Here is a 26,334-nt window from a genome sequence, read left to right as displayed (position 1 = left end):
TAAACTGTTTTGACAAGGTCTTGATAGACTGGCCACTTTGACGTAGTTCATAGATTTTGATTTTATCTTCATAGCTCAATTTCATAAAAATAACACCCCAAAAGTTAGATTTTGTCTGTCTAACTTTTGGGGTGCGGTTCACCTCTAAGTCAGGCATTTTTGTCTCCCTCCATCCAAATCCCCTTGGCCAGATTGAAGACAGCCCAAGCCTTGGGCCAGCCAGCATAGAAGGCAACATGAGTGATGGCCGCGACGATTTCTGCCTGGCTAACCCCATGATTTTTGGCATTTTGCAGGTGGTGCTCCAAAGAAGCATCCGTGATTCCTTGAGCCATGAGAGCTGTCACAGTCAGGAGGCACCTGGTTTTCAAGTCAAGGTCTTGGTTGTTCCAGTTTTCACCGAAAAGAATGTCGTCATTGTAGTGGGCAAATTCTGGTGCAAAGTCCCCCAGTCGATCACGACCAGCAGTCTGTACGATTTTTTCTTGTTTTTCAGTCATATTTCTTTCTCCTATTTTCCTGGATGGGCCTGGGCATAGTCTTGATCAGACACTTCCTCCAGCCATTCCGCCTGACCAGCTGTTATCGCCACATGACTAAACCAGGAATCTGCTGTCGCCCCATGCCAATGTTTGACACCATCTGCAACGACGACCACATCGCCTTGGCGCAAGAGCTGGGCTGGTTTTCCAGCTTCCTGATAGAGCCCTTGTCCCCCTGTTACCAGCAGGATTTGGTAACCTCCAAGATGGCGGTGCCAGTTGTTGCGGCAGCCAGGCTCAAAGGTCACATTTCCCACCCCAAAATGCCCATCAGGTGCCTGAGCCAAGGCTTTCAGGTAGGATTGACCGGTAAAGAATTGAGCGTAAGCCTCATTTTTTTCGCCCAAAGGAAAGTTCCCCTTTTCCTTTAATTCCTCAAATCGTGCCATTGTTTCCTCCTTCTAAAAGTTCTAGTCAAAGAGTTCCTTTTCTCTCTGAGAAATCACCTCTTGATAATTGTCAATCTTATAGGCCAAGCGCTCACGCGCCGCCCTTAATTCCGCTAAACGGGCATCCAGCTTCTCCGCCTGCTCCTTCAAGATAGCCAGCCTGGCTTCTTCTGTCCCCTCCCCCTCTTCCAGGAGAGTGACATAGTCAATCAAGGCCTCGACGCTGACACCAGCCTTTCGAAAGCAACGGACAAATTCCAGAAGCCCAATCTCTCGCTCCGTAAAATCCCGGATTCCCGATTGATTCCGAGTTACTGGCGGAATCAAGCCAATCCGCTCATAGTAGCGAATGGTATCGGCCGATACCCCCGTCAAGTTACTGACCTTCTTAATATTCATGGCAAGACCTCCCTTCCATCATTTTCTCTATTATAAGCCTTGGAGTACACTTCAAGTCAAGCCAAAACAGCCTCTTACTCCTCTTCAGGCTGAAGTGGCCCGTAGAAAAAGCTAGCTGTTGCACCGCCATCGATGAGAAAGGTGGAGCCAGTGATAAATTGCCCCCGTTCACTCAGCAGCAAATCCGCCAAATGGGCAACCTCATCTGCCGTCCCCGGCCGGCCAGCGGGCGACTTGGCAAACATATTTTTATAAAAATCCCCGCGGGGTCCATTGAACTCATCCAGAGCCAAGGGTGTCACAATGATTCCAGGAGCAATGTCATTGATGCGAGCGCCCCGCTCTCCCCAGCGAACAGCCTCATACATGACCCGCTTCTCATTGGCCCGCTTGGCCAGCTGATAGGCATGAAGAGAATCCCGAATGACGCTCGGCTGTAAGAAATCTAACTTCAACAAATCCTCTGTCGGGCAGGTGGCCAGAAGCCTATCCTCTTGGGCCGTCAGGGCCGGCATCCGAAAGCCTGACTGACTGGAAATGGTCACTCCAGCTCCAGAGCTGTCGATGACCTTGCCAACTTCCTCCAAGAGCACCGCAGTCCCATACAGGTCCACCCTGAGGATGGTTTCAATGGAAGCCTGAGAAGGAGATACCCCAGCCCCATTGATCAGGTATTTGATGGGGCCAAATTTCTGCCCCCTTGCGATAAAGGCCTTGATTGATTCCCGAGAGGCCAGGTCCATCTCCACCGCCTCCACATCAAAACCTGCCTGGGCTAAGATTTGTGCCATTGCTTGCGCATTTTTTAAGGATTTATCCCCCAAAAGCACCTTCTTGCCAAAGGCCACCCGACGCGTAATGGCTAGGGAAATTTGCCCTGCCCCTATTACTAATACTACTTCTTTTGTCATGGACTTTCTCCTTTTTTTCTACTTGATGATTTGATTATAATTCCTTATAATAAAAATATCCAATACATATTTTAGATTATTTATAAAATATTTTTATAAGGAGCTTCCATGAATACCAAGCAGATGGACTACATTATCGAAACCGCCAAGACCCTCAACCTCAGTCGAGCGGCTGAAAATCTCTTCATTTCTCAACCGGCTCTATCTTACCAAATCAAGGTCATCGAGGAGGAAGTGGGTTTTGCCATTTTTGACCGAGTAGGAAAGAGCATTCGCCTGACACCTGCTGGCCAACAACTGGTCACTTCCCTCCAACGGATTTCAGTTGACCTCCAATTTGCCATCGAACAGGCCCAGAACATGGGGGAGATTTACACAGACTCCATCAAAATTGGCTTTGCCTCCCGCAGCGCCCTCTACTATTTGCCCCAAGCCATGAAGCTCTTTGAACAAATGCATCCTGATGTCCAGATTGTCCCCGAGATTCAGGCTCCAAATGATTCTCTAACAGCCTTTTTGCACAAGGAATTGGACCTCATTCTCCTCCCCAAGCAGGAAGCGCAGAAGTTAAGCAACGTGGTCATCCATCCCCTCTATATCAGCCAGATTTATCTGCTTTGCCAACAGACGGACCCCTTGGCCCAGCTGGACAGGGTGACCGCACAGGATTTGGCTGGCAGAACCCTCCTGGTTAATGGCGGTTCTTCCCAAACCCTGCGCCAGGTCCAGCAAAGGGTTCTCAGCACAGTGCCCATCCACTATTTCAATAGCCCCACCCATGATTTCACCCTGATACAGGTGGCCAGTGATAAGGCCATCTGTCTATCTCCAGGCTATCTCAACGACCACAGCGGGGTCTTTGCCTGGATTCCCTTTGACTGTCCCGAATCCTTTGACTTGGTCCTTGTCAGCCACCAAGACCAGCTCAACCCAGCCCTTGCCAACCTCATCGCCCTTCTCCAGGAACTCTATGACCAAAGTAAACTGAATTTATAGAAAAGAAGACCCCGAGGTCTTCTTTATGCTTATTCTCCCATCAGAGCACGAACTTTTTCATCCTTGATGGTGATACCCTCAGCTTCCAACTTAGCAATCACCTCGGCAAATTGTGGCAAATAGGCCTTGTGGGCCACAAAGAGCTCGTCCATGACCTGCTTGGCCGTTGCTCCTGATGGAATCAGGGGATTGATGGTAAAGGCTTGGAGGGCCAGGGCATAGTTGCCTGTCACTGCTGCTTCAATGGTCAGGAGTTCCATGGCTTTCATGACCTGCAACCAACCCCGCTCAGCAGTTGGAAGAGGGCCGAAGGCCACATTTCGGGCACCTTGGGCACCTAAGTAGGCTGTCACTTCAACTGCACAGTCCGCTGGTAAATCTGGAACTGCCCCATCATTGCGGGTGGAGACCACGATTTCTGTATTCTTATTGGCGTAGATGGAGGCGATGGTTTCACAGGCCGCATCCGAATAGTAGGCTCCGCCCCTTTCCTCCAACTGCTTTGGTTTATAGTTGAGGGCAGGGTCCTTGTAGAGCTCAAAGAGCTCTGCTTCCAGGGCCTTGACCTGCTCTGCCCTGGTTCCCACCGTTGCATACTCTTCCAAACCATGGGCCAGCATCTCTTCTGCCCGGTAATAATATTGGTGGTAACCGCATGGAATCATATTCATCTCATCCAGCTGCTCCCGATAGAAGGGCACGCCGTGGATATTTTTTGGCAGACCATTGTCCTCCTGATAGAGCTTGTCGATAACCAGTGGAGTCACATCATTGCCAGCCTTATCAGCTACCTTGTGCCAGTGGAAATGGTTGACACCCGCAAACTTATAAATCAAATCTTCAACCGGTCTGTCCAGCATGATGGCCTCAGTCATCTTAGCCATGACCGGTACATTGCACAGGCCGATAACCCGATCCCACTTCCCATAGCGGAGGACAGCTTCCGTCACCATGCCGCTTGGATTGGCAAAATTGATCAACCAGGCATTTGGACAGAGGCGTTTCATGTCCTCCACCACCTCCAGGATGACTGGAATGGTCCGAAAGGCCTTGAACATACCGCCAGCCCCATTGGTTTCCTGGCCTAAAAGCCCATAGGAAAAGGGAATCCGTTCATCCTTGACCCTAGCATTGAGTTGGCCGACACGAAACTGGGTGGTGACAAAATCCGCATCCCTCAAGGCTTCTTCCCGATTGAGAGTTGTATAAACCTTGACATCATAAGGAGAAGCATCCCACATCCGCTGAGCCATGGCACCGACAATTTCTTGTTTTTCCCGGCCAGCTTCCACATCTACCAGCCAGATTTCCTTGATGGGCAGCTCCTCATAACGCTTGATAAAGCCCTCCATCAATTCTGGTGTGTAGCTGGAACCACCACCGATGGTCGCAATTTTCAGTCCTTTTGTCATCAGAACACCTCACTTTTTGTTTTCTTGCCCCCATTCTAAACCATTTTGAAAACACTTACAAGAATCTCTAGCCAACTTCGGAGGAAAAGCAAAGAACATCAGAGGATAATACCAGGAATGCGGTTTATATCATTGGCGTCCCCCATTATCCGCTAGTATACTATTAAATAAGAATGCAAACAGGCCCCTGGCCTGTAAATCTAATAAAAAAGGAGAATCCTATGCTTCATAAAGACCTCAAACCCTTCCCAGATGACTTTTTCTGGGGTGCATCCTCATCAGCCTACCAAGTTGAGGGAGCTGCCTTGGAAGATGGCAAGGGGCCATCCTGCCAGGATGTCAAAGAGATTCCAGAAGGAACTTCAGATCTTTCAGTCTCTGTTGACCACTACCACCGCTACAAGGAAGACATCACCCTGATGGCTGAAATGGGCTTCAAATCCTACCGCTTCTCCATCTCCTGGTCTCGTATTTTGCCAGAAGGCACTGGAGCAGTCAACCCTCAAGGAATCGCCTTTTACAATAACCTGATTGACGAGTGCTTGAAATACGGCATCGAGCCCATCGTGACCATGTTCCACTTCGACATGCCAGCTGCTCTGGATGAGCGTGGCTCTTGGTCCAAACGGGAATCCATCGACTGGTTCGCAGAATTTGCCACTGTTCTTTTTGAAAACTTCGGCGACCGGGTCAAGTATTGGTTAACCATCAATGAACAAAACATGCTGACCCTGGTTGGTCCCATTATCGGTACCCTCCATGTTCCAGAAGGCACCACCAATCTGACCAAGGAAATTTACCAACAAAACCACCATCAGCTGGTTGCCCAAGCCAAGGCCATGCAGATTTGCCATCAAATGCTGCCGCAGGCCAAGATTGGCCCAGCTCCCAATATCGCCCTAGTCTATGCCGCTTCCTCTAAGCCAGAAGATGTGATTGCTTCGCAAAACTTTAACGCTATCCGCAACTGGCTCTATCTGGACGCAGCAGTTTACGGGGTTTACAACAACCTTGTCTGGTCCTACCTGGAAGAAAACGATGCTACTCCTCAGGTTACCGCCGAAGACTTAGCCATCATGAAGGCTGCTAAGCCAGACTTCCTTGGAATCAACTACTACAATACCGCGACCGTCGAAGCCTCTACTGAAGAGGATCAGGCCGGTGTGGTTGGAGACCAGCAGTCCCGCCAAACCTTCCCAGGTATCGCCAGAAGCGTTCCAAATCCCAACCTGGTCAAGACCGAATTTGGCTGGGAGATTGACCCTATCGGCTTCCGCGCAACGGTCAGAGAGATTTATAGCCGCTACCGCCTACCGATTCTCATCACGGAAAATGGCTTAGGAGCTTATGATACTCTAACAGAGGATAGCAAAGTCCACGACCCTTACCGCATAGACTACCTCCGCCACCACATCGAGCAAATCCATTTGGCCATCACAGATGGAGTGGAGATGATGGGCTACAATCCATGGTCTGCCATTGACCTCATTTCCACCCACGAGGGTATCAAGAAACGCTACGGCTTCATCTACGTTGACCGCGACGACTTTGACCTCAAGACCCTCAAACGCTACCGCAAGGATTCCTTCTACTGGTACAAGAAAGTCATTGCTAGCAATGGCCAAGACTTGTCCGACTAAAAGAAAAAAATGCTTGACCTAGGTCAGGCATTTTACTTTGGAAATGGATTTAGCGCAGGTCCTTAACCATCTGGCCAAGATCCGATTTGGTAATGATTCCAGCAATATCTGCTGGTCTTTGAATGGACAGGTCCTTTGACTGGCAGACCAGAACCAGCCTTACCTTGCTTCCTGTAAAATGATGAAGGGTCTCAAAGAGGCTGGTGTCCTTAGAAAGTCTGATGACCGTATCGCCATTTTCCTCAAAAGGCAAGATTTCAGAAATCCTGACCCCAGTCAAATCCAGACCGACAGACCTACCCTGCTCGCTCAAGGCCGCCAACCAACTGGCAATCCCATTGTTGGAAATCAGGCCAGCATAGCCCGCCTCATCAAAGACTGGAAACTGGTTAAAATGTTTTTCATGAATAGCCTTCAAAACTTCCGTCAGCTGGTCCTGAAGCTGGAAGGATAAAATCTTCTCCCGCTCCCCTTCTGCCAAAAAATCGCCCAGGGTCTTGGGATGTTGGTAGTCATGGGTCACTTTTTTTAGTACATCAATGATTTGCTGGGAGGGTGTCGCCACCACTGGCAAGGTCGTCCTAGTTTCGTGGGCCAGAATATTGCGGAGACGCCTAGCAATATCCAAGATTTCCCAATTGGCCTTGGTTGGATTATTTTCTACCGCATTCTTCTCCCGCTCCAACAAATCATAAATGGTCTCCGTCGTATCGTATTTGTTCTGCAGCGTCTGCTCCAAATCATTGAAGACCTTGAGAAACTCTTCCTGGGACATATGCACACACTTCCTAACTTATTTTTATATATTATAGCATAGAAAAGGGTGACTGGCTCAATTTTGAGAATGACCCTTGGAGTTGACCAAAACAGATCGAAAGTCAAAATCCAACGCCACAGACATCATGGAAAACTACTGATTTTATGCCCCAAAAATGCCCCAAAAACAACAAAAAAGCCTACTGCACAAGCTAGAAAGCTTGATGCAATAGGCTTTTTAAGTCGCTATTATTTTACAGCGTCTTTAAGAGCTTTACCAGCTTTGAATGCTGGAACTTTTGAAGCTGCGATAGTGATTTCTTTACCAGTTTGTGGGTTGCGACCTTTACGAGCTGCGCGTTCGCGAACTTCGAAGTTACCGAAACCGATCAACTGAACTTTCTCACCAGCTGCAAGGTAGTCAGCTACTGCTGCGAATACTGCGTCTACAGCTGCTGCTGAATCCTTTTTAGTCAATGAAGTTGCATCTGCAACTTTTGCAATCAAATCTTGTTTATTAGCCATTTTGCTAAATCCTCCAAAAATTTTCTGAGTTAATACTCACTCTATTATATTACCGAAAAAACTTGAATTGGTCAAGCTTTTTACATGCAAAACCTACTTTTTCCGGTAAATATCAAAGATAATCTGATCATTATAGAGGTCTATGGTATTAGCTTTTACATAAATGCCCAAATTATTGGTGATAGCGGTTGTCTGAATCAGAATACTGGATGCCTCAACATCCACAGAAATAAAGTCTGGTAACTTGTAATTTTTCTTGAGATAGGTCAAGATTTCAGCCCGTGGCAGGCCCAGAGTACCAGCTGAAACTTCTGAAACCGTCAGCAAGACACTGCCATCTTCCAATTTGCTGGGCTGAAAATAGATATAGAGGGGAATTTTTTGCCCCAAAAAAACATACTCACCTTCAAACAAGACCATTTGATTGCTGGCATAAAGTTTGTAGGTGAAATCCTTGGTTTGGTAATCTTTTAAATAGGTCGCTACTGTATCATTCAGCTGATCTCTTGTCGTCGTAAAGGTCCCAATTTTGGTTTCAGTCCCTTTTTTGACTGCAATCTGACTGGTATCTTCTCTGTAGGTGGTTACGCGACTCATTAAAACTAGACCCAAACCCAACACTGCTGCCAATAGTATGAGGAAAAGCCACTTCCAAATATTAGTTTTTCCACTTATCTTTTGTCTCACGAATTTTCTCCAATACTGCTCGTTTCATGATTTCATAACCCGTATTATTGGGATGAAAATTGTCTCCCTGAAAAAGGGCATCATTGATGATTTTGGTCGCCTCTCCCGATGTCTGCACAATTCCCTCCTGGCCATCAATTCCCTGATATAGAAGATCGTTGATAGGCACAAAATAAACCTTGTCAAATTTGGCAATGGTGTCCTGGGTTGTCTGATTCCAATTGTCTACAATCGTCTGCATATCCGTCATTTCAGGAAAATTCAAGTAGAAAGGATTGTAAATTCCCAAAACATAAATAGGTAGATCAGGATTGTCTTTTCTGGCCAATTCAATAATTTCTACGAGGCGCTTGCTATACGCCACAGAGGGTTTCTTGAAAGTTGATATTTTAAGACTGGTAATGTTGTCCAAAATGACTTTACGCAAGTCATTGCCCCCAACCGTCAGAGTCATCAAATCCGCCTTGGATAAAGCATCCGCAATCTCAGCCTGCTCTTTCATCCGCTTGAGGATTTGATTGCTGGTATTGCCTGCCACACCAAAATTTTTGACATCCACCTGATAGCCTTCTTCGTTGGTCAAACTTTGGGCGACCAAGGGAACAAAGCCCCCCTGATTGGTCGTGTCGCCAACCCCCTGGGTCAAGGAATCGCCCAAGGCTACATAGGAGAATTGCTGCACCTTTCTTGTCTGATAATCCGCCTTGGTCAAAACTGGCTGAGCAGAAGGCACAAGAACATGGAAGATGAACACAAAACCTAAAAGACTGGTAAAAAAGAAGACCAGTCCCTGTAATATTTTCCGACTATTCATAGCGCACCAAGATGGCCCAGGCATCCTCACCCGTATGGGTTTGGATGATAGAGCTGGTTTCTAGGACAGAAATAGGTGTAGGCACAAAAGGTTGCAAGCGCTCCTTCATTTCATGAGCATAGGCAGAAGAACCGGCATAGGAAATCCCGATTTCAGCCACTTGTTTTCCCTGCAAGCCAGCAACAAATTCATCCAGCCATTTTTTGAACGTCTTATTACCGCGACCCTTGGCTACTGGCTCTAGCTGGTGGTCTTTCATCGTCATGATGACACGGATATTGAGAAGAGAGCTCAGCAAGCCTGTTACACGGCCAATGCGTCCGCCCTTCACCAGATTTTCCAAGGTTGATACGCCAATATAAAGTTCTGTCTTTTCCTTGACCTTTTCGATTGCCACAAGGATTTCCTCCTTACTGGCTCCCGCCTTGGCTAAACGAGCCGCCTCAACAACCTGGAACTTGATAGCCTGGTCTGTGTAGCCAGAATCCACAACTGTCACGTCTGCGCCTGATAGGGTTGCACCCTGCCGGGCGGCTTCCACCGTTCCAGATAAGGCATGGGAAAGATGGATGGCAATAATCTGACTGCCATCACTAGCTAAATCAGAGAAAACTTCCGCAAAAAGACCGACTGGAGGCTGACTGGTTTTGGGCAAGGTCTTGCTGGTTCGCATCAATTCCAAAAACTGACCCTCTTTCAGGTCCAAATCAGAATAGACCACCCCATCGACCATACTGGTCAGAGGAACAATAGTGATACCCAGTTCCTGAGCCAGGTCCTGCTCCATGGTATTGCTGGAGTCTGTTACAATCTTCACTGTCATATAACTTCCTACTTTACAATTTCTGCTCTTATTATATCAAAAAAATGCCAAAATAGGGGCATTTTTCATTTACTTTATAGAGGCGACCTAGCGCTGACCATCCCATTCTGCAAAGAACTGGTCCAGATAGGCTTCTAAAAATGCATGCCTCCCCTTGGCCAGCTCCTGGGCTGTTTTGGTATTCATCAAGTCCTTTAAGAGAAGCAACTTTTCGTAGAAATGGGTAATAGCGGTGCCCTGATGAGACCGATATTGATCCAGGGTCATGTTCTGACGGACCGCCACCTCTGGGTCATGAATAATCCGCTGATGATGACCCGAATAGGCCATGGTTCTAGCCACACCAATGGCCCCCATGGCATCCAGCCGATCGGCATCTTGGACGATTTGCCCCTCCAAGCTTAAGACCAGATGGTTCTGATTTCCTCCCTTGTAGGAAATAGACTGAATAATGGTCAGCACCTGATCAGTCTGGTTTGCAGCGACTCCCACTCTGGTCAATAGGTCCCTGACCTCTGCCAAGGCCAGCCCTTCATCAGCCACCAACTTATCATCCACCAAATCATGGACCAGGGCGGCCAACTGACAGATAAAGGAGTCTCCCCCTTCAGCTAGGGCCAGCTTTTCTGCCAGCTTTCGGACTCGGACGATATGCCACCAGTCATGCCCACTTCCCTCACCTGATAACTTTCGCTCCACATAAGTGGCTACTTCTTGCAGGATTTTTTCCTCTTTCATCTCTTTCCTCTTTCAAAAAAAGTAAGCTGGCGCTTACTTTGAAACTAATTGTCTGGCCTGGGTTCTGGCTGCTTCTGTCACCACATCACCCGCCAGCATCTTGGCGATTTCTTCCACCCTTTCCTCAAAGGTCAAAAGACGGACCTGGGAAACCGTGGACGCTTCATCAGAAATTTTCTCAATATAGAACTGATGGTCCGCAATGGCAATAACCTGTGGCAGGTGAGAAATAGCCAAGACCTGGCCAAACTGGCCAATCTTGTAAATTTTCTGGGCGATGGCCTGGGCCACCCGGCCCGACACGCCCGTATCCACCTCGTCAAAGACAATGCTGGTCTTGCCTTCTTTGCGGGCAAAGGCTGATTTGATGGCCAGCATGAGCCGGGATAATTCCCCACCAGAAGCCACTTTAACCAGGGGCTTGAAGTCCTCACCTGGGTTGGTTGAAATGTAAAATTCTATCTGCTCATTGCCTTGACGGCCAAATTTGCCCTTGGAAAAGTCCACACGGAAGCGAGCCTTTTCCATATAGAGGTCCTGCAACTCTTGATGAATCTGGTTTTCCAGGACTTGAGCCAATTCCCGTCTGGCCTGGCTGAGCTCCCCTGCTTTTGCAATCAGGTCTGCCTCCAAAACCTTGAGCTGGCCTTCTAGGTCTTGACCTGTCAGGTTGGAGCCTGTCAGCAGCTGGTATTCTTGGCTGATTTTGGCAAAATATTCCAAGACATCATCGACTTGGCCGCCGTATTTTCTGCTTATGGAATAGATCAAGTCCAGACGGTTTTCCACCTGCAGGAGGCGGTTGCCATCAAAGTCCAAGTCCTCCAAGATATCCGCCAAACGCTTGCTGATGTCCTCGATGACATAGTAGGATTCGGTCAGTTGCTGGGAGATTTCCTTGTAATCCTTATCGTATTCTTCCACCGACTGCATGTCGTTCATGGCCGAACGAAGGTTGGAGAGGCTGGAGAAATCCTCGTTTTCCAGCATCGCATAGGCATTGGTCAAGGTATCCGCAATCTGCTTGTGGTTGAGCAGGCGGTCTCTCTCCTGCAAGAGAGCTACATCCTCACCTGCCTGCAAGTCTGCTGCCTCTATCTCTGCAATCTGGTATTCCAGCATCTCGATTCTGGCCTTGTGCTCCAGTTCATTTTTTTGCTTGTCCAAGACCTGTTTGCGCAGGGTCCGATAGGCTTCAAAAACCTGCTGGTAGCTAGCTTTCAGCTCCTGAAAATCCGCCTGACCAAAGCTATCCAGAAGGCCGATATGGTGGCTGGACCGCATCAATTCTTCTTGATCATGCTGACCATGGATGTCTACCAGATAGGGAGCCATTTCCTTTAGAACGGACAGATTGACCAGTTGACCATTGACACGGCTGACTGAGCGGCCATTGGCCAGGATTTCCCGGCGAATAATTAGCTCATCTGACACCGCAATCCCTTGCTGGGTCAAGATGTCTTCCAATTCCGCATTTTTTTCCAGCGAAAAGAGGCCTTCAATCTCAGCCTTGGGGCTGCCATGGCGGATGACATCTGTCGTGGCCCGGCTACCTAGCATGAGATTCATGGCATCAATGATGATGGACTTCCCGGCACCCGTTTCCCCGGTTAGGACAGTCATGCCCTTGTCAAAGGTCAGGGAAACCTCCTGGATAATGGCGAAATTTTTAATGGAAATTTCTAGTAACATGCTTTACCAAACCCTTATTGTTTGCTCAATTTGCGGAAGAGCCATCTCTTCCTTGACGATGATGAGGATGCTGTCGTCATCCGTGATAATGCTGAAAATATGGTCCTTGAAGCGCTCCAAAATCTGGCGTTTGACCACAGCTGTGCTGCCCGGTACCAGATTGAGATGGAGCATCTTATCCATTGAGTCAATGCTGAGGACATTTTTATTTTGGACCTTGGAGCTGCCTGTCTTTGGCAGGCCATAAATGTAGCCCTTGCCCACTGGCACCTTGACAATCCCCAACTCCTTGATATCGCGGGAGACGGTAGCCTGGGTCGCGTGGACACCAACTTCGCTCAATTTTTCTACCATTTCTTCTTGGGTGTCGATGGGATAGCGAACCACCAAGTCCTTAATCAGATTCAAGCGTTCTTTTTTATTCATCTTTTGTAAATTCTCCATGTGCTCTGGCCACGACTTCCCCCAGCGAATCTTTTAGGAGATTTTGTGGCGCTTGTGATTTTTCTAAATAAGCTAAAAATTCGATATTGCCATGGCCACCCTGGATAGGAGAAAAATCCAGTCCCCTAACTGTAAATCCGTATTCCATGGCAAAAGAAACAACATCTTTCAAAACTTTTTCATGAACACCCCTGTCTCGGACGATGCCATTTTTTCCGATAGCCTCTCGGCCGGCTTCAAATTGGGGCTTAATCAAGGCCGCGACCTGCCCACCGTCAGCCAGAACCTTGTTGAGGGCTGGCAGGATGAGCCGCAGAGAAATAAAACTGACATCGATGGAGGCAAAGCTAGGCAGACCTTCTGTAAAGTCATCCTTCTCAGCATAGCGGAAATTGTACTGTTCCATGGAGCGGACCCGCTCATCCTGGCGCAATTTCCAGACCAGCTGATTGGTCCCTACATCAACAGCGTAAACCAGGGCTGCACCATTTTGCAGCATGACATCCGTAAAGCCACCGGTCGAGGCCCCGATGTCAATGGTGGTCAAACCCTCCACCGAGATAGCAAAGACCTGCAAGGCCTTCTCCAGCTTCAGACCGCCCCGGCTGACATACTTGAGTTTTTCTCCCTTGAGTTTGAGTTCAGTAGCCTCATCGATTTTTTCACCTGGCTTGTCAAAGCGCTCACCATTAAGAACCGAAACCACCAAGCCAGCCATGACACCTCGCTTGGCCTGCTCACGGGTCTCAAAGAGGCCCTGTTTGTAGGCCAAAACATCCACTCTTTCCTTAGACATTCAGTCGCAACCTTTCTAGCATTTCCAGGATCTTTTCAGGGTCAAAACCAACTTGCTGCTGCAAATCTTTGAAGATAGCTTGGGCTTGATCGAGGGATTCCTTTAGAATCTCATAAGATTTTTCCAGACCGAGCAGACTTGGATAGGTTGACTTCTCAGACAGAATGTCCTTCTTAGGTGTCTTACCAATCTCTTCAAAGCTGGCTGTCAGATCCAAGATGTCATCACGCACCTGAAAGGCATGACCGACCAGGCTGCCGGCCTCAAAGAGCTGATGGCGAACTTCCAAGCTTTGCTGAGCAATGATGCCCGCTGCTTCAAAGGGAAAGGCCAAGAGCCGGCCTGTTTTATTGGCGTGAATAGCCGAAAGTTGGTCCAAGTTCAAGTCCTGCCCCTCTCCCTTCATGTCCAAGACCTGGCCACCAACCATGCCAAAGGTGCCAGAAGCAGCCGATAAGGCCTGGATTAGGTTCACAAGGACAGGAGCTGGTAAGTCTGCCTCTGCCAAGAGGCCAAAGGGGTCTAAGAAGAGACTATCCCCAGCCAAGATGGCCGTGGCCTCATCAAATTTCTTGTGGCTGGTCAAGCGCCCCCTACGGTAATCATCATCATCCATGGCCGGCAAGTCATCATGAATGAGACTGCCCGTATGAATCATCTCCAAGGCTGCTGCCACATCAAAATGGGCCTCCGTCAAGTCCAGACCAAAGCCTTCTAAGAGTTCTAGGAGGATGAGAGGGCGAATCCGTTTCCCTCCCGCATCTACCGAATAAAGGATGGCTTCGATCAGCTCCTCAGAAACGGCCTCTTGCCCGTAAAAGCGGCGGATAGCCGCATCAATTCCCTGTAACTTGTCCATCAGGCATCCATCTCTGTTTCTGTCCCATCAGCCTGCATGACCTTAACCAGGGTTTCTTCTGCTTCCTTCAAGGTTTTCTGCAAGCTCTTTGATAACTTCATCCCCTTTTGGAACTCAGACAGAGCCTCTTCTAGGGCCACATCCCCCTGCTCCAACTTGGTCACCACTGCTTCCAATTCCGCTAAATTTTCTTCAAATGTTTTCGTCTCTTTGGACATCTTTTACCTCCACATGAACTTGACCGTCCCGCATCCGGATGGTCATGGCTTCCTTCTCATCAATTTTGGACACACTGTCAACGACATGCCCCCCTTGCTCCACCATGGCATAACCACGCGCCACGATTCGGCTGGTATCCAGCATGGTCAAGGCCTCCATTAGCTTGTCTGCCTTGGCCACCTTCTGGTCATAGCTATTGGCCATGTTGCTCCTTAAGAGGCGCTCCTGCTGCTGGATTTTCTCTTTCAGGCTGGTCAAACGCCCCTGCAGGTCCAAGGACCGCAGGCGCTGGCTTAGGATTCTCTCTGCGTTCAGATTCTCCCTGTATGTTTGGCGCATAGCTGACTGCAAATGAGTCATTAGTCCATCCAATTTTTGCAGATAGCCATCATAGAGCCGCTCAGGCTGCCGAAAGATGACCGATTTGCTAGACTTTTCCAAACGCTCCTGCCTCTGCTTGATAGCTCTGAGGGCTGCCTGATAGGCCCTGTTTTCCCGCTCCCCAATCCAGGCCAGGATATCCGCCTTGGTCACTGGTGTTGCGAGCTCCGCCGCTGCTGTCGGGGTTGCAGCCCGCCTATCCGCCACAAAATCAGCCAAGGTAGTGTCCGTTTCATGGCCCACACTGGAAATGATGGGAATCCGAGATTCAAAGATGGCCCGCACCACGATTTCCTCATTGAAGGCCCAGAGGTCTTCAATGGAGCCACCGCCACGACCGACAATGAGAACATCCAAGTCATCCCGCTGATTCGCAGCCTGGATATTGGCTGCCACCTCCTGGGCCGCTCCATCTCCCTGTACCTTGGTGGGATAGAGGACAATTTCAACACCGGGAAACCGCCGGGAAACGGTGGTGATAATATCCTTGATAACCGCTCCACTTGGACTGGTGATGACTCCGATTTTTTGGACAAACTGAGGCAGGACCTGTTTCCACTCCGGGTTAAAAAGGCCTTCCTGGGCCAGGGCCTTTTTCAACTGCTCGAAGCGAATGGCCAATGCCCCGACCCCATCTGGCTGAGCTTTTTCAATGACGATGGAATAGGAACCGCTGGGCTCATAGAGCTGGACTCGGCCGATGACATTGATTTTCATGCCTTCCTCCAGCTCAAAACCTAGATTTTTGTAAACACCGCCCCAGATGGTAGCCTGGATGACCGCCTTTTCATCCTTGAGGGAAAAGTATTGATGGGTCGGCCGCCGCCTGAAGTTGGACACCTCACCTGTCAGGTAAACCCGCTCCAGATAAGGATCTCGGTCAAATTTTAACTTTAAATACTTGGTCAACTGGGAGACCGATAAATATTCTGTCATAAAACCCTTTTCTTCGCTGTATATCTATACAATTATACCATTTTTTGCATAAAAAAGGGTAGCGGAAAGCTAGGAAGCATCAAACTTTTCCACACAAAAACAGCAGCCATTGCTGACTGCCGCTTTTGTGGAGATTATGAAAAATATTTAGGATTGAGTATAGTATAACCTAAAACTTCTCCCTATTCATCGGTCCTAGGACTGATTTTGTCTATTCTTCCAGATAAGAAATAATTTATACACTCCAATGAGTATGAGGACGCAGGCATTGAAATAGAGAACAACAAATAAATCTTTGACAAAGAGCCAGATGATCCGAGGCGGACTGCCAACCAAGAGCGGGAGACAGAGCAGACCTACTGGAAGAAGAAAATGGCGCAGAATATCCAGAATATAGGTTTTCATCCCTTTCTCTTTTTGCTTCCATTTTCCAATGGTGATGAAAGAATAAATACTGATGATGGTCAATAGCAGATATAGGGCATCAATGGCCAGATGGAGAAGGAGATAGTGATTTGGCAGATCTTTTCGAGGCTCACCAAGCAAGGGATCGACGATTGTATCCAGTACATTATTGGTCACCAAGTAGTCGTTCATATTGACCAACACTACCACGCCAATCTCTTTTTCAGGGAGGATAAACATTTTGGAAGTATAATTCTCCACCAAACCTGCATGCACAAGAAGGGGCTGGTCCAATCTTTTTTCGGTATAGCCCCAGCCCAGACCATATCGAAGACCCTCATCATCAACTGGCACCGTATCATAAAACATCTGCTGGACACTCTCTTTGCTGATTATGGCGTCTCCATCTCTCAGATACATCTGCAGATATCTACCCATATCCGATATGCTGGCTGAGAGGTAACCCGCAGGAACACTTCCCCAGCTCCCTCTGTCGATGGGACCTGGATAATCCGCTGGACCTGAAATGGGCAAGCCAAAGTAATTGCGGTAACCTGCTATTAAGCCTTTTTCGATACTGGCTTGCAGGGAGGCTGAAGATTGGCTCATCTTCAGTGGCTGAAAAATATGTTTTGTCACATAGGACTCATAAGATTCTCCACTCACTGCTTCAATGATTAACCCCAGCAAACCATAATTGGCATTGGCATAGAGGTGCTGTCCATAAGAGTCTGTTATTTCCAAGTGACCAAAGGTCTGATAGGTCCCAAGGCCACTAGTATGATGGAGAAGGTCACGCACAGTCACTTTCTCATCTTGACCATCCTTTACAAACCATTTGGAAGCATCGATATAGGTTGAAATCGGAGCAGTCAAGTCAATTTTTCCTTTTTCTACCAGTTGCATGATGGCAAGTGCGGTGAAGGACTTGCTCATCGAACCGATGATAAAAGGACTATCAGGACTGACATTTTCTCCATAGGTTTCTTGAAATACTACTTGATTCTTGTCCACCACTATCACCGCCATAGCAGGAATCCGGTAAGCCTCCACATCCTGAGCTATTTGTTGACTAATAGCCCGATAGTCTATGTCTTCTGCAGCAAAGACGGTGCTGCTAATCAATAGAAAACTAGCCAGACAGACCACCAGAAAAGAGCTGAATATTTTTTTGAACTGTTTTTTCATCCTATCATCTCCTTTTTTCTTTCAGTATAGCACTTTGATAAGAAAAAAACTGGTTTAAACCAAAAACAGCAGCCATTGCTGACTGCTGCTTTTGTGGAGATTATGAAAAATATTTAGGATTGAATACAGTATAACCCGAAATTTCTCCCTTTTCATCGGTCCTAGGACTGATTTAGGAGGTTTTTTTGATTAAGGAGACGATCTCATCATAATTCAGGCGTTTCATGCTGAGGATGGCATCATTCACTTCCTTCATTTGATCCTTGGATAGCTCCTCATAGGCCGTCATGAGCGGACGGGGAACAATCTGCCAGGAAAGCCCAAATTGGTCCTTGACCCAGCCACATTGCTCGGCCTTTGGCTCATGGGAAAGAAGATCATAGAGTCTTGATGTTTCTTCCTGACTGTCCGTATAGACCATAAGTGAGAAGGCTTCGTTGATGTAGGCCACTCCACCATAGCCATGATCCATGACCACCAGTTTCTGATCACCAAGGAGCAGTTCCCCGTAATTGAGCTGGGCTGCTGGCACCTGCTTCTCCCCTTCCTGATAATAACTGAGCTGGCCTTGCTGGCTTTCTGGGAAGATGGTTAGGGCTTCATCTAAGAAGGGTTTGGCCAAGCCAACCTGCTCTTCTGAGAAGAGAAGGCAAATGTCCAAATGAACTGACTTGTCTAGCTGGGGTACTAGGAGAAATTGCCAGGAGAGACCAAAGCGGTCTTCAAACCAAACATAATAGGGATTGAAGGGATACTCTCCCAGTGGCATGAGGATGCGGCCACCTTCAGAGAGAAGCTGAAAGACACGGTCTAATTCGGCCTTATCCCGAAAATGAACCATTAACGAGGCCGATTCGTTGAGTTTGAAGTAAGGGCCCGCGCTGATAGCAGCCAGAGTCAGATTGGCTAGTTGAAATTGAATCAAAACAGCATCACCAGAAGGCGTATCTGTCAATTGGTGGGTCCAGTCAATCCGACTGTCAGGAATTAGGCTGGTGTAGAGTTGGGCAGCCTCCAAGGCCTGCGTGTCAAACCAAAGATGGGGGATGATTGTTTGCATAGGTACTCCTTCATAAGATCCTTTTTTCAAGTATAGCATATTCTGATAAAAATCTTCATTTCATCAACTTCCAAACAACAAAAACAGCAGCCATGATTGACTGCTGTTTTTGTGGAGATTATGAAAAATATTTAGGATTGAGTATAGTATAACTTGAAAAGCAGGAACCTGCATCGGTCCTAGGGCTGATTTTTCTATCTTCCTCTAAAAAGGGCAAAGACTTCGAGAATCTTGGCAGCAATAGCTGATTTGTAGTCACCAATCAGCTTGACTTGTTCGTCCGCAAATTCTGTCAAGACTGAAACATCTCCAACCTGAACTGCATAAAGAGATTCCTTGAAGAGTTCAATATCATTGCGGTCATTGCCAAAGACGACCACATCATTGCCCACATGTTCGACCAAAGTACTGGCTTTATGAGTTTTTGCTGGATTGAGATAGATACATTTCTCCCCTTCATCATAGAAGACTTCTAGGCTCTTTTCATTGGCAAATTGGGCCAGAGTTTCCTCGACCAAATTTTCATGGTTGCCCATATAAATCACCATTTTAATCGGATTTTTGATATCTTCAAGTGATAAGTATTTAGCTTTTTGCAACGGATCAACTCTGGAAATAAAGGGCATTTTTTCAAGAATTTGGCCAGAATAATCAAAATGATCATCGACTATGAAGGGTAAATTATAGGTTTGACACCAGTCCACCAGAATCTGATAGGCCCGCTCATCAATCGAGCGCTCAAAAATCAGCTGCCCATTTTCATAAACCAAGCCTCCATTGAGACCAACCACTAGTTTCTGGCTGAGTTCTGGGCCCAAGGTTCCAAGGCAATCACGATAGGAACGAGTTGTGGCAAAGGCAAGATCATGACCATATTTAGGGGCACTGAGTAAGACCTGCATGATTTCATCATCAATGGTCCTGCGGTCAAAACACAGGGTCCCATCCAAATCAAAAACAAATTTCATAGGAATTCCTCCTCTACCGAGAACTTCGCAGGGCCGCCTCATAGGTCTGTTCCATCAGCATGGTAATGGTCATTGGTCCCACACCGCCTGGAACGGGCGTAATCAAGCTGGCCACAGGGACAACTTCATCAAATTTCACATCACCAATCAACTTGCCATTTTCATCCCGGTTCATGCCGACATCAATGACAACTGCACCTTCCTTGACAAAATCCTTGGTGACAAAATGACCTCGACCGATGGCCACCACCAAGATATCCGCTTGGCGGGCCAATTCAGCCAGATTTTTGGTCCGGGAATGGGCGATGGTCACTGTCGCATGAGCATCCATGAGCAGTTGAGCCATGGGTTTGCCAACAATATTGGAACGCCCAATGACCACCGCATTTTTACCAGTCAAATCCACCTGGTACTCTTTGAACATTTCCATAATCCCAGCTGGCGTGGACGGAACCATGACCGCATGACCAGACCAGAGTTTCCCCATATTGGTCGGATGGAAGCCATCCACATCCTTTTCCGGTGAAATGGCAAAGAGCACCTTTTCTTCATCGATATGGGCTGGAAGTGGCAGCTGGACTAAAATCCCGTGCCAGTCTGCATCCTGATTGTATTTCTCAATCAAGGCCAAAAGCTCTTCTTCCGTTGTGGTTTCTGCTAAACGGACAACCTGACTCTTGAAACCGGCTGCCAGAGCAGACCTCTCCTTATTGCGGACATAGACCTGACTAGCAGGATCTTCTCCCACTAGAATCACCACCAAACCAGGAACGATTCCTTTTTCTTCTTTCAACTGAGCGGTCTTTTCAGCCAACTTCCCCTGCATCTTGGCCGCAAGTACCTTCCCATCAATCAATGCCATAACATACTCCTTCATCTTTTTCTTTATTATACTAAAAATCGGGGTAAATTCCCAACAATCTAATCAGAAGAAAAGAGAATGTACGGAATCGAAGAAAATTTTCTGGAATTTTTCGTGAAAATATAGAAAAATAAGCAAAATTCTTTACAAGAAAACCTCATCCATTTCAGGCGCTTCAGACAGTTTTTTCATCCATTTGGGTATAGCTTTTGAGATGGCTGAGGGCAGGACGACGTAGGCTTCCTGGGCCAGTTCATCTGCAATAGCTGAGTGGAGATAGGTGGCTGCGGCTACACTGGCAAAGAAGTCAGTTGGAAACTGGGCCACGAAGGCTGCAATCATACCAGCCAAAGTGTCTCCCATGCCGCCTGTGGCCTGATAGGGTCCCCCAACATCCAGGTAGCCAATCTGATGACCCTGATATATCTTGCTTGCATGGGATTTGGCAACGAGAACAGTTTGGTCAGGAAAGCAACGCAAAGCCTCTTGGGTATTGTCCTCATTCTGCTCTGAAATAGGCAGGCCTGATAAACGCTCCCATTCCTTCTGATGAGGGGTCAAGACGAGTCGCTGGGTCTGCCAGTGAACAGAATTTTCCTGGGCTAGGAGGTTCAGGGCCGAACCATCGATGATTAAGCTCTGATGGACCTGGACTCCTGTCAGGACCAAATCCAGAATCTTTCCAGCCAGGACCGACTCCCCTAAGCCTGGCCCAATTAAGAGGACATCCGCCAGCTCGATTTGCTGTTTCAAGAGACTAAAATCATAGACATCAAAGGCCATGGCTTCTGGCAGCTGGCTGTGAAGGGCTGAAATATTATCCTTCTCTGTAGCGACCGTTACCAGTCCTGCACCAGCATGGACACTGGCCAAAGCGGAGAGGATAATGGCCCCATTATAAGGATAAGAGCCGCCAATCAAGAGAACTTTACCAAAGCTTCCCTTGTGAGATACTCTGGGCCGTGGTCTAATCACCATTTTTGCAAGTCTACCATCTATCCGCATTCTTTCTCCCCTTTTCCACTTCTTCTGTTTCTATTATAGCACTTCTGGAGAGCGCATAAAACCCTCCAAACCAGGTTTGAAGGGCTTCTTTCTAGTTTTTACTCCTGTCCAGGCTTTTTCATTTCATCCTTGATGGGACAGGAACAAGCACAGTCTCCACAGGAACCCTTTCCTTTGACAAAGGATTTGAGTCCAAAAAAGACAGCGGCAGCAATGCCTAGAGCTAAGATGATAGTCGCAATCATAGTCTCCCTCCTTCTTTCAAGATGGGCAAATTGTCTAAGCCAATCACTTCATCTTCCACAGTCCTCGGTTTTCGCAAGACAAAGTAGAGCAGAAGTCCAAGTAGCAAACTCGCTGCCAAGGTCCAAACTGTCACAGCCTTTCCATAGAAAAGGACCAGCCCAAACTGATAGATTAAGAAACAAACCACATAGGCCAGACCTGTCTGGAACCCAATGGCTCCCAAGGTCCATTTGAGGTCATTCATTTCTCTTTTGATAGCGCCGATGGCCGCAAAACAGGGGGCACAAAGCAGATTAAAGGCCAAGAAAGAATAGGCTGACAGCAGGGAATAATCCGCCTGTAAGAGACTTCCTAACCCTTCACTGCTAGAATCATGGTAAAGGATTCCAAAGGTAGCCACAACGGTTTCCTTGGCTGCTAATCCAGTCACCGCAGCCACCGTCGCCTTCCAATTTCCAAAGCCAAGAGGAGCAAAAATCCAGGCCATTGACTGCCCCAAAGTAGCCAAGATACTGGCCTCAGTCTCCACTGCCCTGAGCTGCAAGTCATAAGAAGAGAGGAACCAGATGATAACCATTAAGCTAAAGATGACTGTTCCAGCCCGTTTGAGGAAACTCAGAGCCTTTCCAGTAGCATAATGGACCACTGTCAGCATCTTAGGCCAATGGTAGGCAGGAAGCTCCATGATAAAAGGACTGGCAGCACCACCCAGAAAGCGGGTCTTTTTCAGGGCAATCCCTGAGAGGATAATCGCTGCCAGCCCCAGAAAATAGGCCGACGGGGCAACCAAGGGGTTCCCAGGGAAGAAAACCCCTGCAATCAGGGCAATGATTTCCAGCTTGGCCGAACAAGGCATGAAGGTCGCCGTCATAATGGTAATCTTTCGGTCTCTTTCATTTTCAATGGTGCGGCTGGCCATAATGGCTGGAACCCCGCAACCCGTCGCAATCAGCATGGGAATAAAAGACTTTCCAGACAGGCCAAAGCGCCTGAAAATCCTGTCCATGACAAAGGCAATGCGGCTCATATAGCCCGTATCTTCCAAAATTCCCAGGCAAATGAAGAGCACAAAGATCTGGGGCAGAAAGCCCAGGACAGCCCCAAGACCCGCTACAATCCCATCCAGAATCAAAGACTTCATCCAATCCGCTACCTGGAGATAATCCAGGGCCGTCTCCACCCAGCTAGGAATCCATTCCCCAAAGAGGACATCATTGACCCAGTCCGTCCAGACGGTTCCCACTGTCTGAATAGACAGGAAGTAGACCAGGTACATGACCAAGGCAAAAATCGGTAGGGCCAAAAAGCGGTTGGTCACCACCATATCAATCCGATCAGACAGATTAAACTTGAAACCAGCATCCTCCGATTGGGCCATTTTGACGACTTTTTCGATAAAGGCATAGCGCTGGTTGATAACGATGGACTCGGAATCCTCCGTAAAAATCTCCTCTGTGATCTGGATAATGTCTTCCACTTCAGACCTCTGGAAGGGAGATAAATCCAGCTCCTCTTTGATCAGGCTGTCCCTCTCAAATAACTTGATGGCATAAAATCGTGCTGCGGTTTGAGGGACGGAATTTCCCAGGACCTCGATAATCTGTGCAATAGCTGCCTCAAAGCGATCATCGTACTGGGGAAAGCTAGGCTCCTCCACACTTCTGCGTGTCCTCTTTGCAGCCTTTTTCACCGCCTCATCTACCCCCTGATTTTTTAGGGCAGAAATGGACAGAACAGGCACTCCCAGCCAATAGGATAACTTATCCACCTGAATGCTTTTCCCCTGACTGGCCAAAACATCCGTCATGTTCAAGGCCAAGGTAACCGGAATTCCTGTTTCAATCAACTGGGTGGTCAGATAGAGATTTCGCTCCAAATTTGTCGCATCAACCACATTCAAAATACTATCCGCATGGTGGCTCAAGAGATAGTCCCTAGCCACCTTCTCCTCTGGACTGTATGGTGACATAGAATAAATCCCTGGCAAATCCTGCACATTAACCTGAGCCAGTTTGCGAACCTTGCCACTCTTTCTCTCAACCGTCACCCCTGGCCAGTTCCCCACCCGCTGGCTGGTACCTGTCAAGAGATTAAAAAGGGTGGTTTTTCCACTATTTGGATTTCCAATTAAAGCAATTTCTGTCTCCATGTCCTCTATTCCTCTCCCTCTTTTTCTGCAGGGATGACACTAATCATCTGAGCTTCGGATTTCCTCAAGGTCAGCTCATATCCCCTTAAACTAATTTCAATAGGGTCACCGAGTGGGGCCACCTTGCGCAGGTAGATCTTGGTATGGCGGGTCAAACCCATATCCATCAGGCGTCGCTTGGCTTCCTTAGCCGCATAAATCCCCTCTACATAGGCAAACTCTCCCACCTTCAAGCTTGATAATGGGATGGAGGTTTCCTGGCCACCTGCCTCGATTACATCGATTTGCTGCAAGATGGAGCGGTCAAAGGCTAAACGCGTGGATTTTACCATCACAATCCCGCCAGTTGCTGTTTTTGAAATAAATTTTAAGTTGACTCCAGGTTTCAAGCCCAGATTGGATAAATGCCTCTGGCTTTCCTCCGGCAAATCAATGCTAAGGATCTGATAGATCGACTCCAAGGGAGCATCCAACAATCTCATGATAGCAGCCTTTCTTTTTAATGTTTCTCTTGTTTTCAGACAATTCTAGTATAGCATATCCCCTCCACCAGGTCCAATCCTATCCGAAAATGTGGACATAAAAAAAGACGGACCAAAGTCCATCTTTTCCCTTATAGAACCTTACTCAAGAAATCCTTGGTCCGGTCTTCTTTGGTTGCTTCAAAAACTTGTTCAGGTGAACCCTGCTCCACAATGACACCGCCATCCATGAAGATGACCCGGTCTGCTACCTCACGGGCAAAGCCCATTTCGTGGGTTACAATGACCATGGTCATACCAGACTTGGCCAAATCCTGCATAACGGCTAGAACTTCCCCAACCATCTCAGGATCCAGAGCCGAAGTTGGCTCATCAAAGAGGAGAACATCTGGGTCCATTGCCAAGCCACGGGCAATGGCAATCCGCTGCTGCTGTCCACCTGATAAGCTCTGAGGATAGGCATCTGCCTTATCAGGCAGGCCTACCTTGACCAACAAATCCCGCGCCTTGTCTTCAGCTTCAGCCTTTGATTGGCCCTTGGTTTTGATGGGAGATAGGGTAATATTGTCTAAAACAGACATATTGGGGAAGAGATTGAATTGCTGGAAGACCATGCCCATCTTTTCCCGCATCTTGAAGATGTCATTTTTCTTATCAGTAATGTCCACTCCTTCAAAGGTCACCACACCCATGGTTGGTTCCTCCAGAAGGTTCATGGTCCGCAGGAAGGTGGATTTACCAGACCCTGACGGACCGATAATCACCACAACTTCTCCCTGCTCAATTTCTAGGTCAATACCCTTTAAAACCTCATTGTCCCCAAAATACTTGTGTAAATTCTTAATGGAAATAATCGCCTCAGACACCCGTCTTTCCTCCCTTGTTCAATTTTTTCTCATAGGCTTGAATGGCAAGTGTCAAGACACTGGTCATCAAGAGATAGTAGGCAGCCGCAAATAAGAGAGGCTCCAAAGTAATGTAGGTAGTAGAGGAAACAGTTGTCGCCCCATTCCACAGCTCCATCACACCGATTGTAGACAAGAGAGAGCTATCCTTGACAATCGTCACAAACTCATTCCCCAGGGCCGGTAAAATATTCTTGATAGCTTGTGGCATAACGACATAGCGCATGGCTTCTCTCGGCCGAATCCCTAGAGAATAGGCTGCTTCCAGCTGCCCTTTTGGAACCGCATTGATCCCAGCTCGGACGGTCTCGCTGACATAAGCGCCCGAGTTCATCCCGATAATAATAATTCCCGGAATCAAACGAGTCATGTCCACTGTCAAAATCCCGATTCGGAAAGTCGGTGCTACAATGTGCATCATGGCAAAGGCGATCATGATTTGCACCACCATCGGCGTACCCCGGAAAATCCAGACATAAATTTTAGCCAACCAGACCAAGGGGCGAAACTTACTGCGCTGTGCAAAAGCAATCAAGACACCCAGAATACTGCCAAGAATCACCACACAAAGGGCCACTATGAGGGTTACGACAGCCCCGTAATTAAAGTAAGGCCAATACTTGGGCAAGAAAGAAAAATTCATTTGTTTACTCCGTTTTTATCATTTAAAGTGATATTGTACCACAATTTGAATAATCATACAAGAACAATGGAAGTTTTATACAAAACAAAAAAGACACTAATGTGTCTCTTTCATCCTAGTACAACAATTCGTAGATTTCCATCGCAATCAGGTCAATACTGTCAAAAGTGTAGGTTTCCCGAGCAGCGACATCACGCAAAGTAAATACAGAACCGTTTTCTTCATCATGATTGTATGCAACTTCTGCTACCACAACACCATCACGTTCGAAATTACGTTTAAGAGTACCGCCGTCAGTTGCCATAGCTTCCAAACGGTTGATTATTCTCACCAAATGTGATTCCATGTTCCTTCTCCTATTCGTTTTATAGGTTTATTTTACCATATTTTACCTAATATGTCTTCCATAAAAGCTAGGTTTCCAGATTCATCAGTATATTTTTACAAAAAATCCCTCCAAAT

At 47.5% G+C, this 26,334-nt stretch carries 30 protein-coding genes; 2 read left to right on the top strand and 28 right to left on the bottom strand.

Annotation, left to right across the window (positions count from 1 at the left end):
- Window positions 1-149: 149 nt before the first annotated feature.
- From ACEYCN_RS03655 to ACEYCN_RS03640, 4 genes are all read right to left on the bottom strand, one after another.
- The gene (locus ACEYCN_RS03655; protein ID WP_373712948.1) at window positions 150-500 is read right to left on the bottom strand and encodes a carboxymuconolactone decarboxylase family protein; all 351 of its coding nucleotides are present in this window, start codon (window positions 498-500) and stop codon (window positions 150-152) included.
- Between the two features lie 11 nt (window positions 501-511).
- Window positions 512-931 (bottom strand): cupin domain-containing protein, encoded by a 420-nt coding sequence (locus tag ACEYCN_RS03650; protein ID WP_373712947.1) that lies wholly within the window; start codon window positions 929-931, stop codon window positions 512-514.
- A gap of 21 nt (window positions 932-952) precedes the next feature.
- Window positions 953-1,330, bottom strand: coding sequence for a stress response transcriptional regulator NmlR (gene nmlR / locus ACEYCN_RS03645; protein WP_373712946.1), 378 nt, complete (start codon window positions 1,328-1,330; stop codon window positions 953-955).
- A gap of 74 nt (window positions 1,331-1,404) precedes the next feature.
- Window positions 1,405-2,241: an SDR family oxidoreductase gene (locus ACEYCN_RS03640; RefSeq protein ID WP_373712945.1), complete on the bottom strand. Its 837-nt coding sequence runs from the start codon at window positions 2,239-2,241 to the stop codon at window positions 1,405-1,407.
- Between the two features lie 108 nt (window positions 2,242-2,349).
- Here ACEYCN_RS03640 and ACEYCN_RS03635 point away from each other — a divergent pair, with 108 nt between their 5' ends.
- Window positions 2,350-3,237, top strand: coding sequence for a LysR family transcriptional regulator (locus ACEYCN_RS03635; RefSeq protein ID WP_373712944.1), 888 nt, complete (start codon window positions 2,350-2,352; stop codon window positions 3,235-3,237).
- Between the two features lie 29 nt (window positions 3,238-3,266).
- Here ACEYCN_RS03635 and ACEYCN_RS03630 read toward each other — a convergent pair whose 3' ends face one another.
- Complete coding sequence (locus tag ACEYCN_RS03630) at window positions 3,267-4,649, bottom strand: 6-phospho-beta-glucosidase (RefSeq protein WP_373712943.1); 1,383 nt, start codon at window positions 4,647-4,649, stop codon at window positions 3,267-3,269.
- 221 nt (window positions 4,650-4,870) lie between these two features.
- On the opposite strand from ACEYCN_RS03630, the gene ACEYCN_RS03625 reads away from it, so the two are divergent.
- A complete protein-coding gene (locus tag ACEYCN_RS03625) occupies window positions 4,871-6,289 on the top strand; it encodes a glycoside hydrolase family 1 protein (RefSeq protein WP_373712942.1) in 1,419 nt (472 codons plus the stop codon).
- 49 nt (window positions 6,290-6,338) lie between these two features.
- On the opposite strand, the gene ACEYCN_RS03620 is transcribed toward ACEYCN_RS03625, so the two are convergent.
- The 23 genes from ACEYCN_RS03620 to ACEYCN_RS03510 all read right to left on the bottom strand — a co-directional run bounded on the left by ACEYCN_RS03620 (window position 6,339) and on the right by ACEYCN_RS03510 (window position 26,218).
- Window positions 6,339-7,064, bottom strand: a complete 726-nt coding sequence (locus ACEYCN_RS03620) for a CBS domain-containing protein (protein ID WP_373712941.1) — start codon at window positions 7,062-7,064, stop codon at window positions 6,339-6,341.
- A 230-nt stretch (window positions 7,065-7,294) separates the two neighbouring features.
- Window positions 7,295-7,570 carry an HU family DNA-binding protein gene (locus tag ACEYCN_RS03615; protein ID WP_373712940.1) on the bottom strand — a complete coding sequence of 92 codons (276 nt, stop codon included), beginning with the start codon at window positions 7,568-7,570 and terminating at the stop codon, window positions 7,295-7,297.
- 93 nt (window positions 7,571-7,663) lie between these two features.
- Window positions 7,664-8,257 (bottom strand): YpmS family protein, encoded by a 594-nt coding sequence (locus ACEYCN_RS03610; RefSeq protein WP_373712939.1) that lies wholly within the window; start codon window positions 8,255-8,257, stop codon window positions 7,664-7,666.
- Window positions 8,229-9,071 carry an SGNH/GDSL hydrolase family protein gene (locus tag ACEYCN_RS03605; protein ID WP_373712938.1) on the bottom strand — a complete coding sequence of 281 codons (843 nt, stop codon included), beginning with the start codon at window positions 9,069-9,071 and terminating at the stop codon, window positions 8,229-8,231. Before ACEYCN_RS03605 ends, ACEYCN_RS03610 begins: the two co-directional genes overlap by 29 nt.
- On the bottom strand, window positions 9,064-9,894 hold the full coding sequence (locus tag ACEYCN_RS03600) for a DegV family protein (RefSeq protein WP_373712937.1): 831 nt from the start codon (window positions 9,892-9,894) through the stop codon (window positions 9,064-9,066). Before ACEYCN_RS03600 ends, ACEYCN_RS03605 begins: the two co-directional genes overlap by 8 nt.
- A gap of 87 nt (window positions 9,895-9,981) precedes the next feature.
- Complete coding sequence (locus ACEYCN_RS03595) at window positions 9,982-10,632, bottom strand: HD domain-containing protein (protein WP_373712936.1); 651 nt, start codon at window positions 10,630-10,632, stop codon at window positions 9,982-9,984.
- A gap of 33 nt (window positions 10,633-10,665) precedes the next feature.
- Window positions 10,666-12,324 (bottom strand): DNA repair protein RecN, encoded by a 1,659-nt coding sequence (recN, locus tag ACEYCN_RS03590; protein WP_373712935.1) that lies wholly within the window; start codon window positions 12,322-12,324, stop codon window positions 10,666-10,668.
- A gap of 3 nt (window positions 12,325-12,327) precedes the next feature.
- Window positions 12,328-12,750: an arginine repressor gene (locus ACEYCN_RS03585; protein ID WP_373712934.1), complete on the bottom strand. Its 423-nt coding sequence runs from the start codon at window positions 12,748-12,750 to the stop codon at window positions 12,328-12,330.
- Entirely contained in the window at window positions 12,743-13,564 is an 822-nt protein-coding gene (locus ACEYCN_RS03580; protein WP_373712933.1) for a TlyA family RNA methyltransferase, read from the bottom strand. Before ACEYCN_RS03580 ends, ACEYCN_RS03585 begins: the two co-directional genes overlap by 8 nt.
- On the bottom strand, window positions 13,557-14,423 hold the full coding sequence (locus ACEYCN_RS03575; RefSeq protein WP_373712932.1) for a polyprenyl synthetase family protein: 867 nt from the start codon (window positions 14,421-14,423) through the stop codon (window positions 13,557-13,559). The genes ACEYCN_RS03580 and ACEYCN_RS03575 overlap by 8 nt, the downstream gene beginning before the upstream one ends.
- The gene (locus tag ACEYCN_RS03570; RefSeq protein WP_373712931.1) at window positions 14,423-14,641 is read right to left on the bottom strand and encodes an exodeoxyribonuclease VII small subunit; all 219 of its coding nucleotides are present in this window, start codon (window positions 14,639-14,641) and stop codon (window positions 14,423-14,425) included. Before ACEYCN_RS03570 ends, ACEYCN_RS03575 begins: the two co-directional genes overlap by 1 nt.
- On the bottom strand, window positions 14,616-15,959 hold the full coding sequence (gene xseA, locus ACEYCN_RS03565; protein ID WP_373712930.1) for an exodeoxyribonuclease VII large subunit: 1,344 nt from the start codon (window positions 15,957-15,959) through the stop codon (window positions 14,616-14,618). The genes ACEYCN_RS03570 and xseA overlap by 26 nt, the downstream gene beginning before the upstream one ends.
- Window positions 15,960-16,154: 195 nt before the next feature.
- Window positions 16,155-17,552 carry a serine hydrolase domain-containing protein gene (locus ACEYCN_RS03560; protein ID WP_373712929.1) on the bottom strand — a complete coding sequence of 466 codons (1,398 nt, stop codon included), beginning with the start codon at window positions 17,550-17,552 and terminating at the stop codon, window positions 16,155-16,157.
- Between the two features lie 172 nt (window positions 17,553-17,724).
- The gene (locus ACEYCN_RS03555; protein WP_373712928.1) at window positions 17,725-18,612 is read right to left on the bottom strand and encodes a VOC family protein; all 888 of its coding nucleotides are present in this window, start codon (window positions 18,610-18,612) and stop codon (window positions 17,725-17,727) included.
- 194 nt (window positions 18,613-18,806) lie between these two features.
- Window positions 18,807-19,580: an HAD hydrolase family protein gene (locus tag ACEYCN_RS03550; protein ID WP_373712927.1), complete on the bottom strand. Its 774-nt coding sequence runs from the start codon at window positions 19,578-19,580 to the stop codon at window positions 18,807-18,809.
- Between the two features lie 13 nt (window positions 19,581-19,593).
- A complete protein-coding gene (locus ACEYCN_RS03545) occupies window positions 19,594-20,442 on the bottom strand; it encodes a bifunctional methylenetetrahydrofolate dehydrogenase/methenyltetrahydrofolate cyclohydrolase (RefSeq protein ID WP_373712926.1) in 849 nt (282 codons plus the stop codon).
- A gap of 144 nt (window positions 20,443-20,586) precedes the next feature.
- Window positions 20,587-21,447 (bottom strand): NAD(P)H-hydrate dehydratase, encoded by an 861-nt coding sequence (locus ACEYCN_RS03540; RefSeq protein WP_373712925.1) that lies wholly within the window; start codon window positions 21,445-21,447, stop codon window positions 20,587-20,589.
- Between the two features lie 98 nt (window positions 21,448-21,545).
- The gene (locus ACEYCN_RS03535; RefSeq protein ID WP_373712949.1) at window positions 21,546-21,689 is read right to left on the bottom strand and encodes a FeoB-associated Cys-rich membrane protein; all 144 of its coding nucleotides are present in this window, start codon (window positions 21,687-21,689) and stop codon (window positions 21,546-21,548) included.
- Window positions 21,689-23,842, bottom strand: coding sequence for a ferrous iron transport protein B (gene feoB / locus ACEYCN_RS03530; protein WP_373712924.1), 2,154 nt, complete (start codon window positions 23,840-23,842; stop codon window positions 21,689-21,691). Before feoB ends, ACEYCN_RS03535 begins: the two co-directional genes overlap by 1 nt.
- A gap of 5 nt (window positions 23,843-23,847) precedes the next feature.
- Entirely contained in the window at window positions 23,848-24,324 is a 477-nt protein-coding gene (locus tag ACEYCN_RS03525; protein ID WP_373712923.1) for a ferrous iron transport protein A, read from the bottom strand.
- Between the two features lie 131 nt (window positions 24,325-24,455).
- Window positions 24,456-25,190: an amino acid ABC transporter ATP-binding protein gene (locus tag ACEYCN_RS03520; protein WP_373712922.1), complete on the bottom strand. Its 735-nt coding sequence runs from the start codon at window positions 25,188-25,190 to the stop codon at window positions 24,456-24,458.
- A complete protein-coding gene (locus ACEYCN_RS03515) occupies window positions 25,183-25,872 on the bottom strand; it encodes an amino acid ABC transporter permease (protein WP_373712921.1) in 690 nt (229 codons plus the stop codon). Before ACEYCN_RS03515 ends, ACEYCN_RS03520 begins: the two co-directional genes overlap by 8 nt.
- 115 nt (window positions 25,873-25,987) lie before the next feature.
- Complete coding sequence (locus ACEYCN_RS03510) at window positions 25,988-26,218, bottom strand: DUF1797 family protein (protein ID WP_373712920.1); 231 nt, start codon at window positions 26,216-26,218, stop codon at window positions 25,988-25,990.
- Window positions 26,219-26,334 lie beyond the last annotated feature (116 nt).

Origin of the sequence: Streptococcus sp., from assembly GCF_041802885.1 — a bacterium.
Classification (GTDB): Bacteria; Bacillota; Bacilli; order Lactobacillales; family Streptococcaceae; genus Streptococcus.
This window is presented reverse-complemented; position numbering and strand designations above follow the sequence as displayed.

Bases quoted from the DNA above. Each gene is read 5' to 3' on its own strand.
- ACEYCN_RS03560 (WP_373712929.1), bottom strand. From the start codon at position 17,552: ATGAAAAAACAGTTCAAAAAAATATTCAGCTCTTTTCTGGTGGTCTGT.
- ACEYCN_RS03510 (WP_373712920.1), bottom strand. From the start codon at position 26,218: ATGGAATCACATTTGGTGAGAATAATCAACCGTTTGGAAGCTATGGCA.
- feoB (WP_373712924.1), bottom strand. From the start codon at position 23,842: ATGGAGACAGAAATTGCTTTAATTGGAAATCCAAATAGTGGAAAAACC.
- ACEYCN_RS03655 (WP_373712948.1), bottom strand. From the start codon at position 500: ATGACTGAAAAACAAGAAAAAATCGTACAGACTGCTGGTCGTGATCGA.
- recN (WP_373712935.1), bottom strand. From the start codon at position 12,324: ATGTTACTAGAAATTTCCATTAAAAATTTCGCCATTATCCAGGAGGTT.
- ACEYCN_RS03615 (WP_373712940.1), bottom strand. From the start codon at position 7,570: ATGGCTAATAAACAAGATTTGATTGCAAAAGTTGCAGATGCAACTTCA.
- ACEYCN_RS03540 (WP_373712925.1), bottom strand. From the start codon at position 21,447: ATGCGGATAGATGGTAGACTTGCAAAAATGGTGATTAGACCACGGCCC.
- ACEYCN_RS03570 (WP_373712931.1), bottom strand. From the start codon at position 14,641: ATGTCCAAAGAGACGAAAACATTTGAAGAAAATTTAGCGGAATTGGAA.
- ACEYCN_RS03545 (WP_373712926.1), bottom strand. From the start codon at position 20,442: ATGGCATTGATTGATGGGAAGGTACTTGCGGCCAAGATGCAGGGGAAG.
- ACEYCN_RS03625 (WP_373712942.1), top strand. From the start codon at position 4,871: ATGCTTCATAAAGACCTCAAACCCTTCCCAGATGACTTTTTCTGGGGT.
- ACEYCN_RS03555 (WP_373712928.1), bottom strand. From the start codon at position 18,612: ATGCAAACAATCATCCCCCATCTTTGGTTTGACACGCAGGCCTTGGAG.
- ACEYCN_RS03575 (WP_373712932.1), bottom strand. From the start codon at position 14,423: ATGGACAAGTTACAGGGAATTGATGCGGCTATCCGCCGCTTTTACGGG.
- ACEYCN_RS03650 (WP_373712947.1), bottom strand. From the start codon at position 931: ATGGCACGATTTGAGGAATTAAAGGAAAAGGGGAACTTTCCTTTGGGC.
- ACEYCN_RS03630 (WP_373712943.1), bottom strand. From the start codon at position 4,649: ATGACAAAAGGACTGAAAATTGCGACCATCGGTGGTGGTTCCAGCTAC.
- ACEYCN_RS03620 (WP_373712941.1), bottom strand. From the start codon at position 7,064: ATGTCCCAGGAAGAGTTTCTCAAGGTCTTCAATGATTTGGAGCAGACG.
- ACEYCN_RS03580 (WP_373712933.1), bottom strand. From the start codon at position 13,564: ATGTCTAAGGAAAGAGTGGATGTTTTGGCCTACAAACAGGGCCTCTTT.
- ACEYCN_RS03525 (WP_373712923.1), bottom strand. From the start codon at position 24,324: ATGAGATTGTTGGATGCTCCCTTGGAGTCGATCTATCAGATCCTTAGC.
- ACEYCN_RS03585 (WP_373712934.1), bottom strand. From the start codon at position 12,750: ATGAATAAAAAAGAACGCTTGAATCTGATTAAGGACTTGGTGGTTCGC.
- ACEYCN_RS03640 (WP_373712945.1), bottom strand. From the start codon at position 2,241: ATGACAAAAGAAGTAGTATTAGTAATAGGGGCAGGGCAAATTTCCCTA.
- ACEYCN_RS03515 (WP_373712921.1), bottom strand. From the start codon at position 25,872: ATGAATTTTTCTTTCTTGCCCAAGTATTGGCCTTACTTTAATTACGGG.
- ACEYCN_RS03605 (WP_373712938.1), bottom strand. From the start codon at position 9,071: ATGAATAGTCGGAAAATATTACAGGGACTGGTCTTCTTTTTTACCAGT.
- ACEYCN_RS03550 (WP_373712927.1), bottom strand. From the start codon at position 19,580: ATGAAATTTGTTTTTGATTTGGATGGGACCCTGTGTTTTGACCGCAGG.
- nmlR (WP_373712946.1), bottom strand. From the start codon at position 1,330: ATGAATATTAAGAAGGTCAGTAACTTGACGGGGGTATCGGCCGATACC.
- ACEYCN_RS03595 (WP_373712936.1), bottom strand. From the start codon at position 10,632: ATGAAAGAGGAAAAAATCCTGCAAGAAGTAGCCACTTATGTGGAGCGA.
- ACEYCN_RS03635 (WP_373712944.1), top strand. From the start codon at position 2,350: ATGAATACCAAGCAGATGGACTACATTATCGAAACCGCCAAGACCCTC.
- xseA (WP_373712930.1), bottom strand. From the start codon at position 15,959: ATGACAGAATATTTATCGGTCTCCCAGTTGACCAAGTATTTAAAGTTA.
- ACEYCN_RS03600 (WP_373712937.1), bottom strand. From the start codon at position 9,894: ATGACAGTGAAGATTGTAACAGACTCCAGCAATACCATGGAGCAGGAC.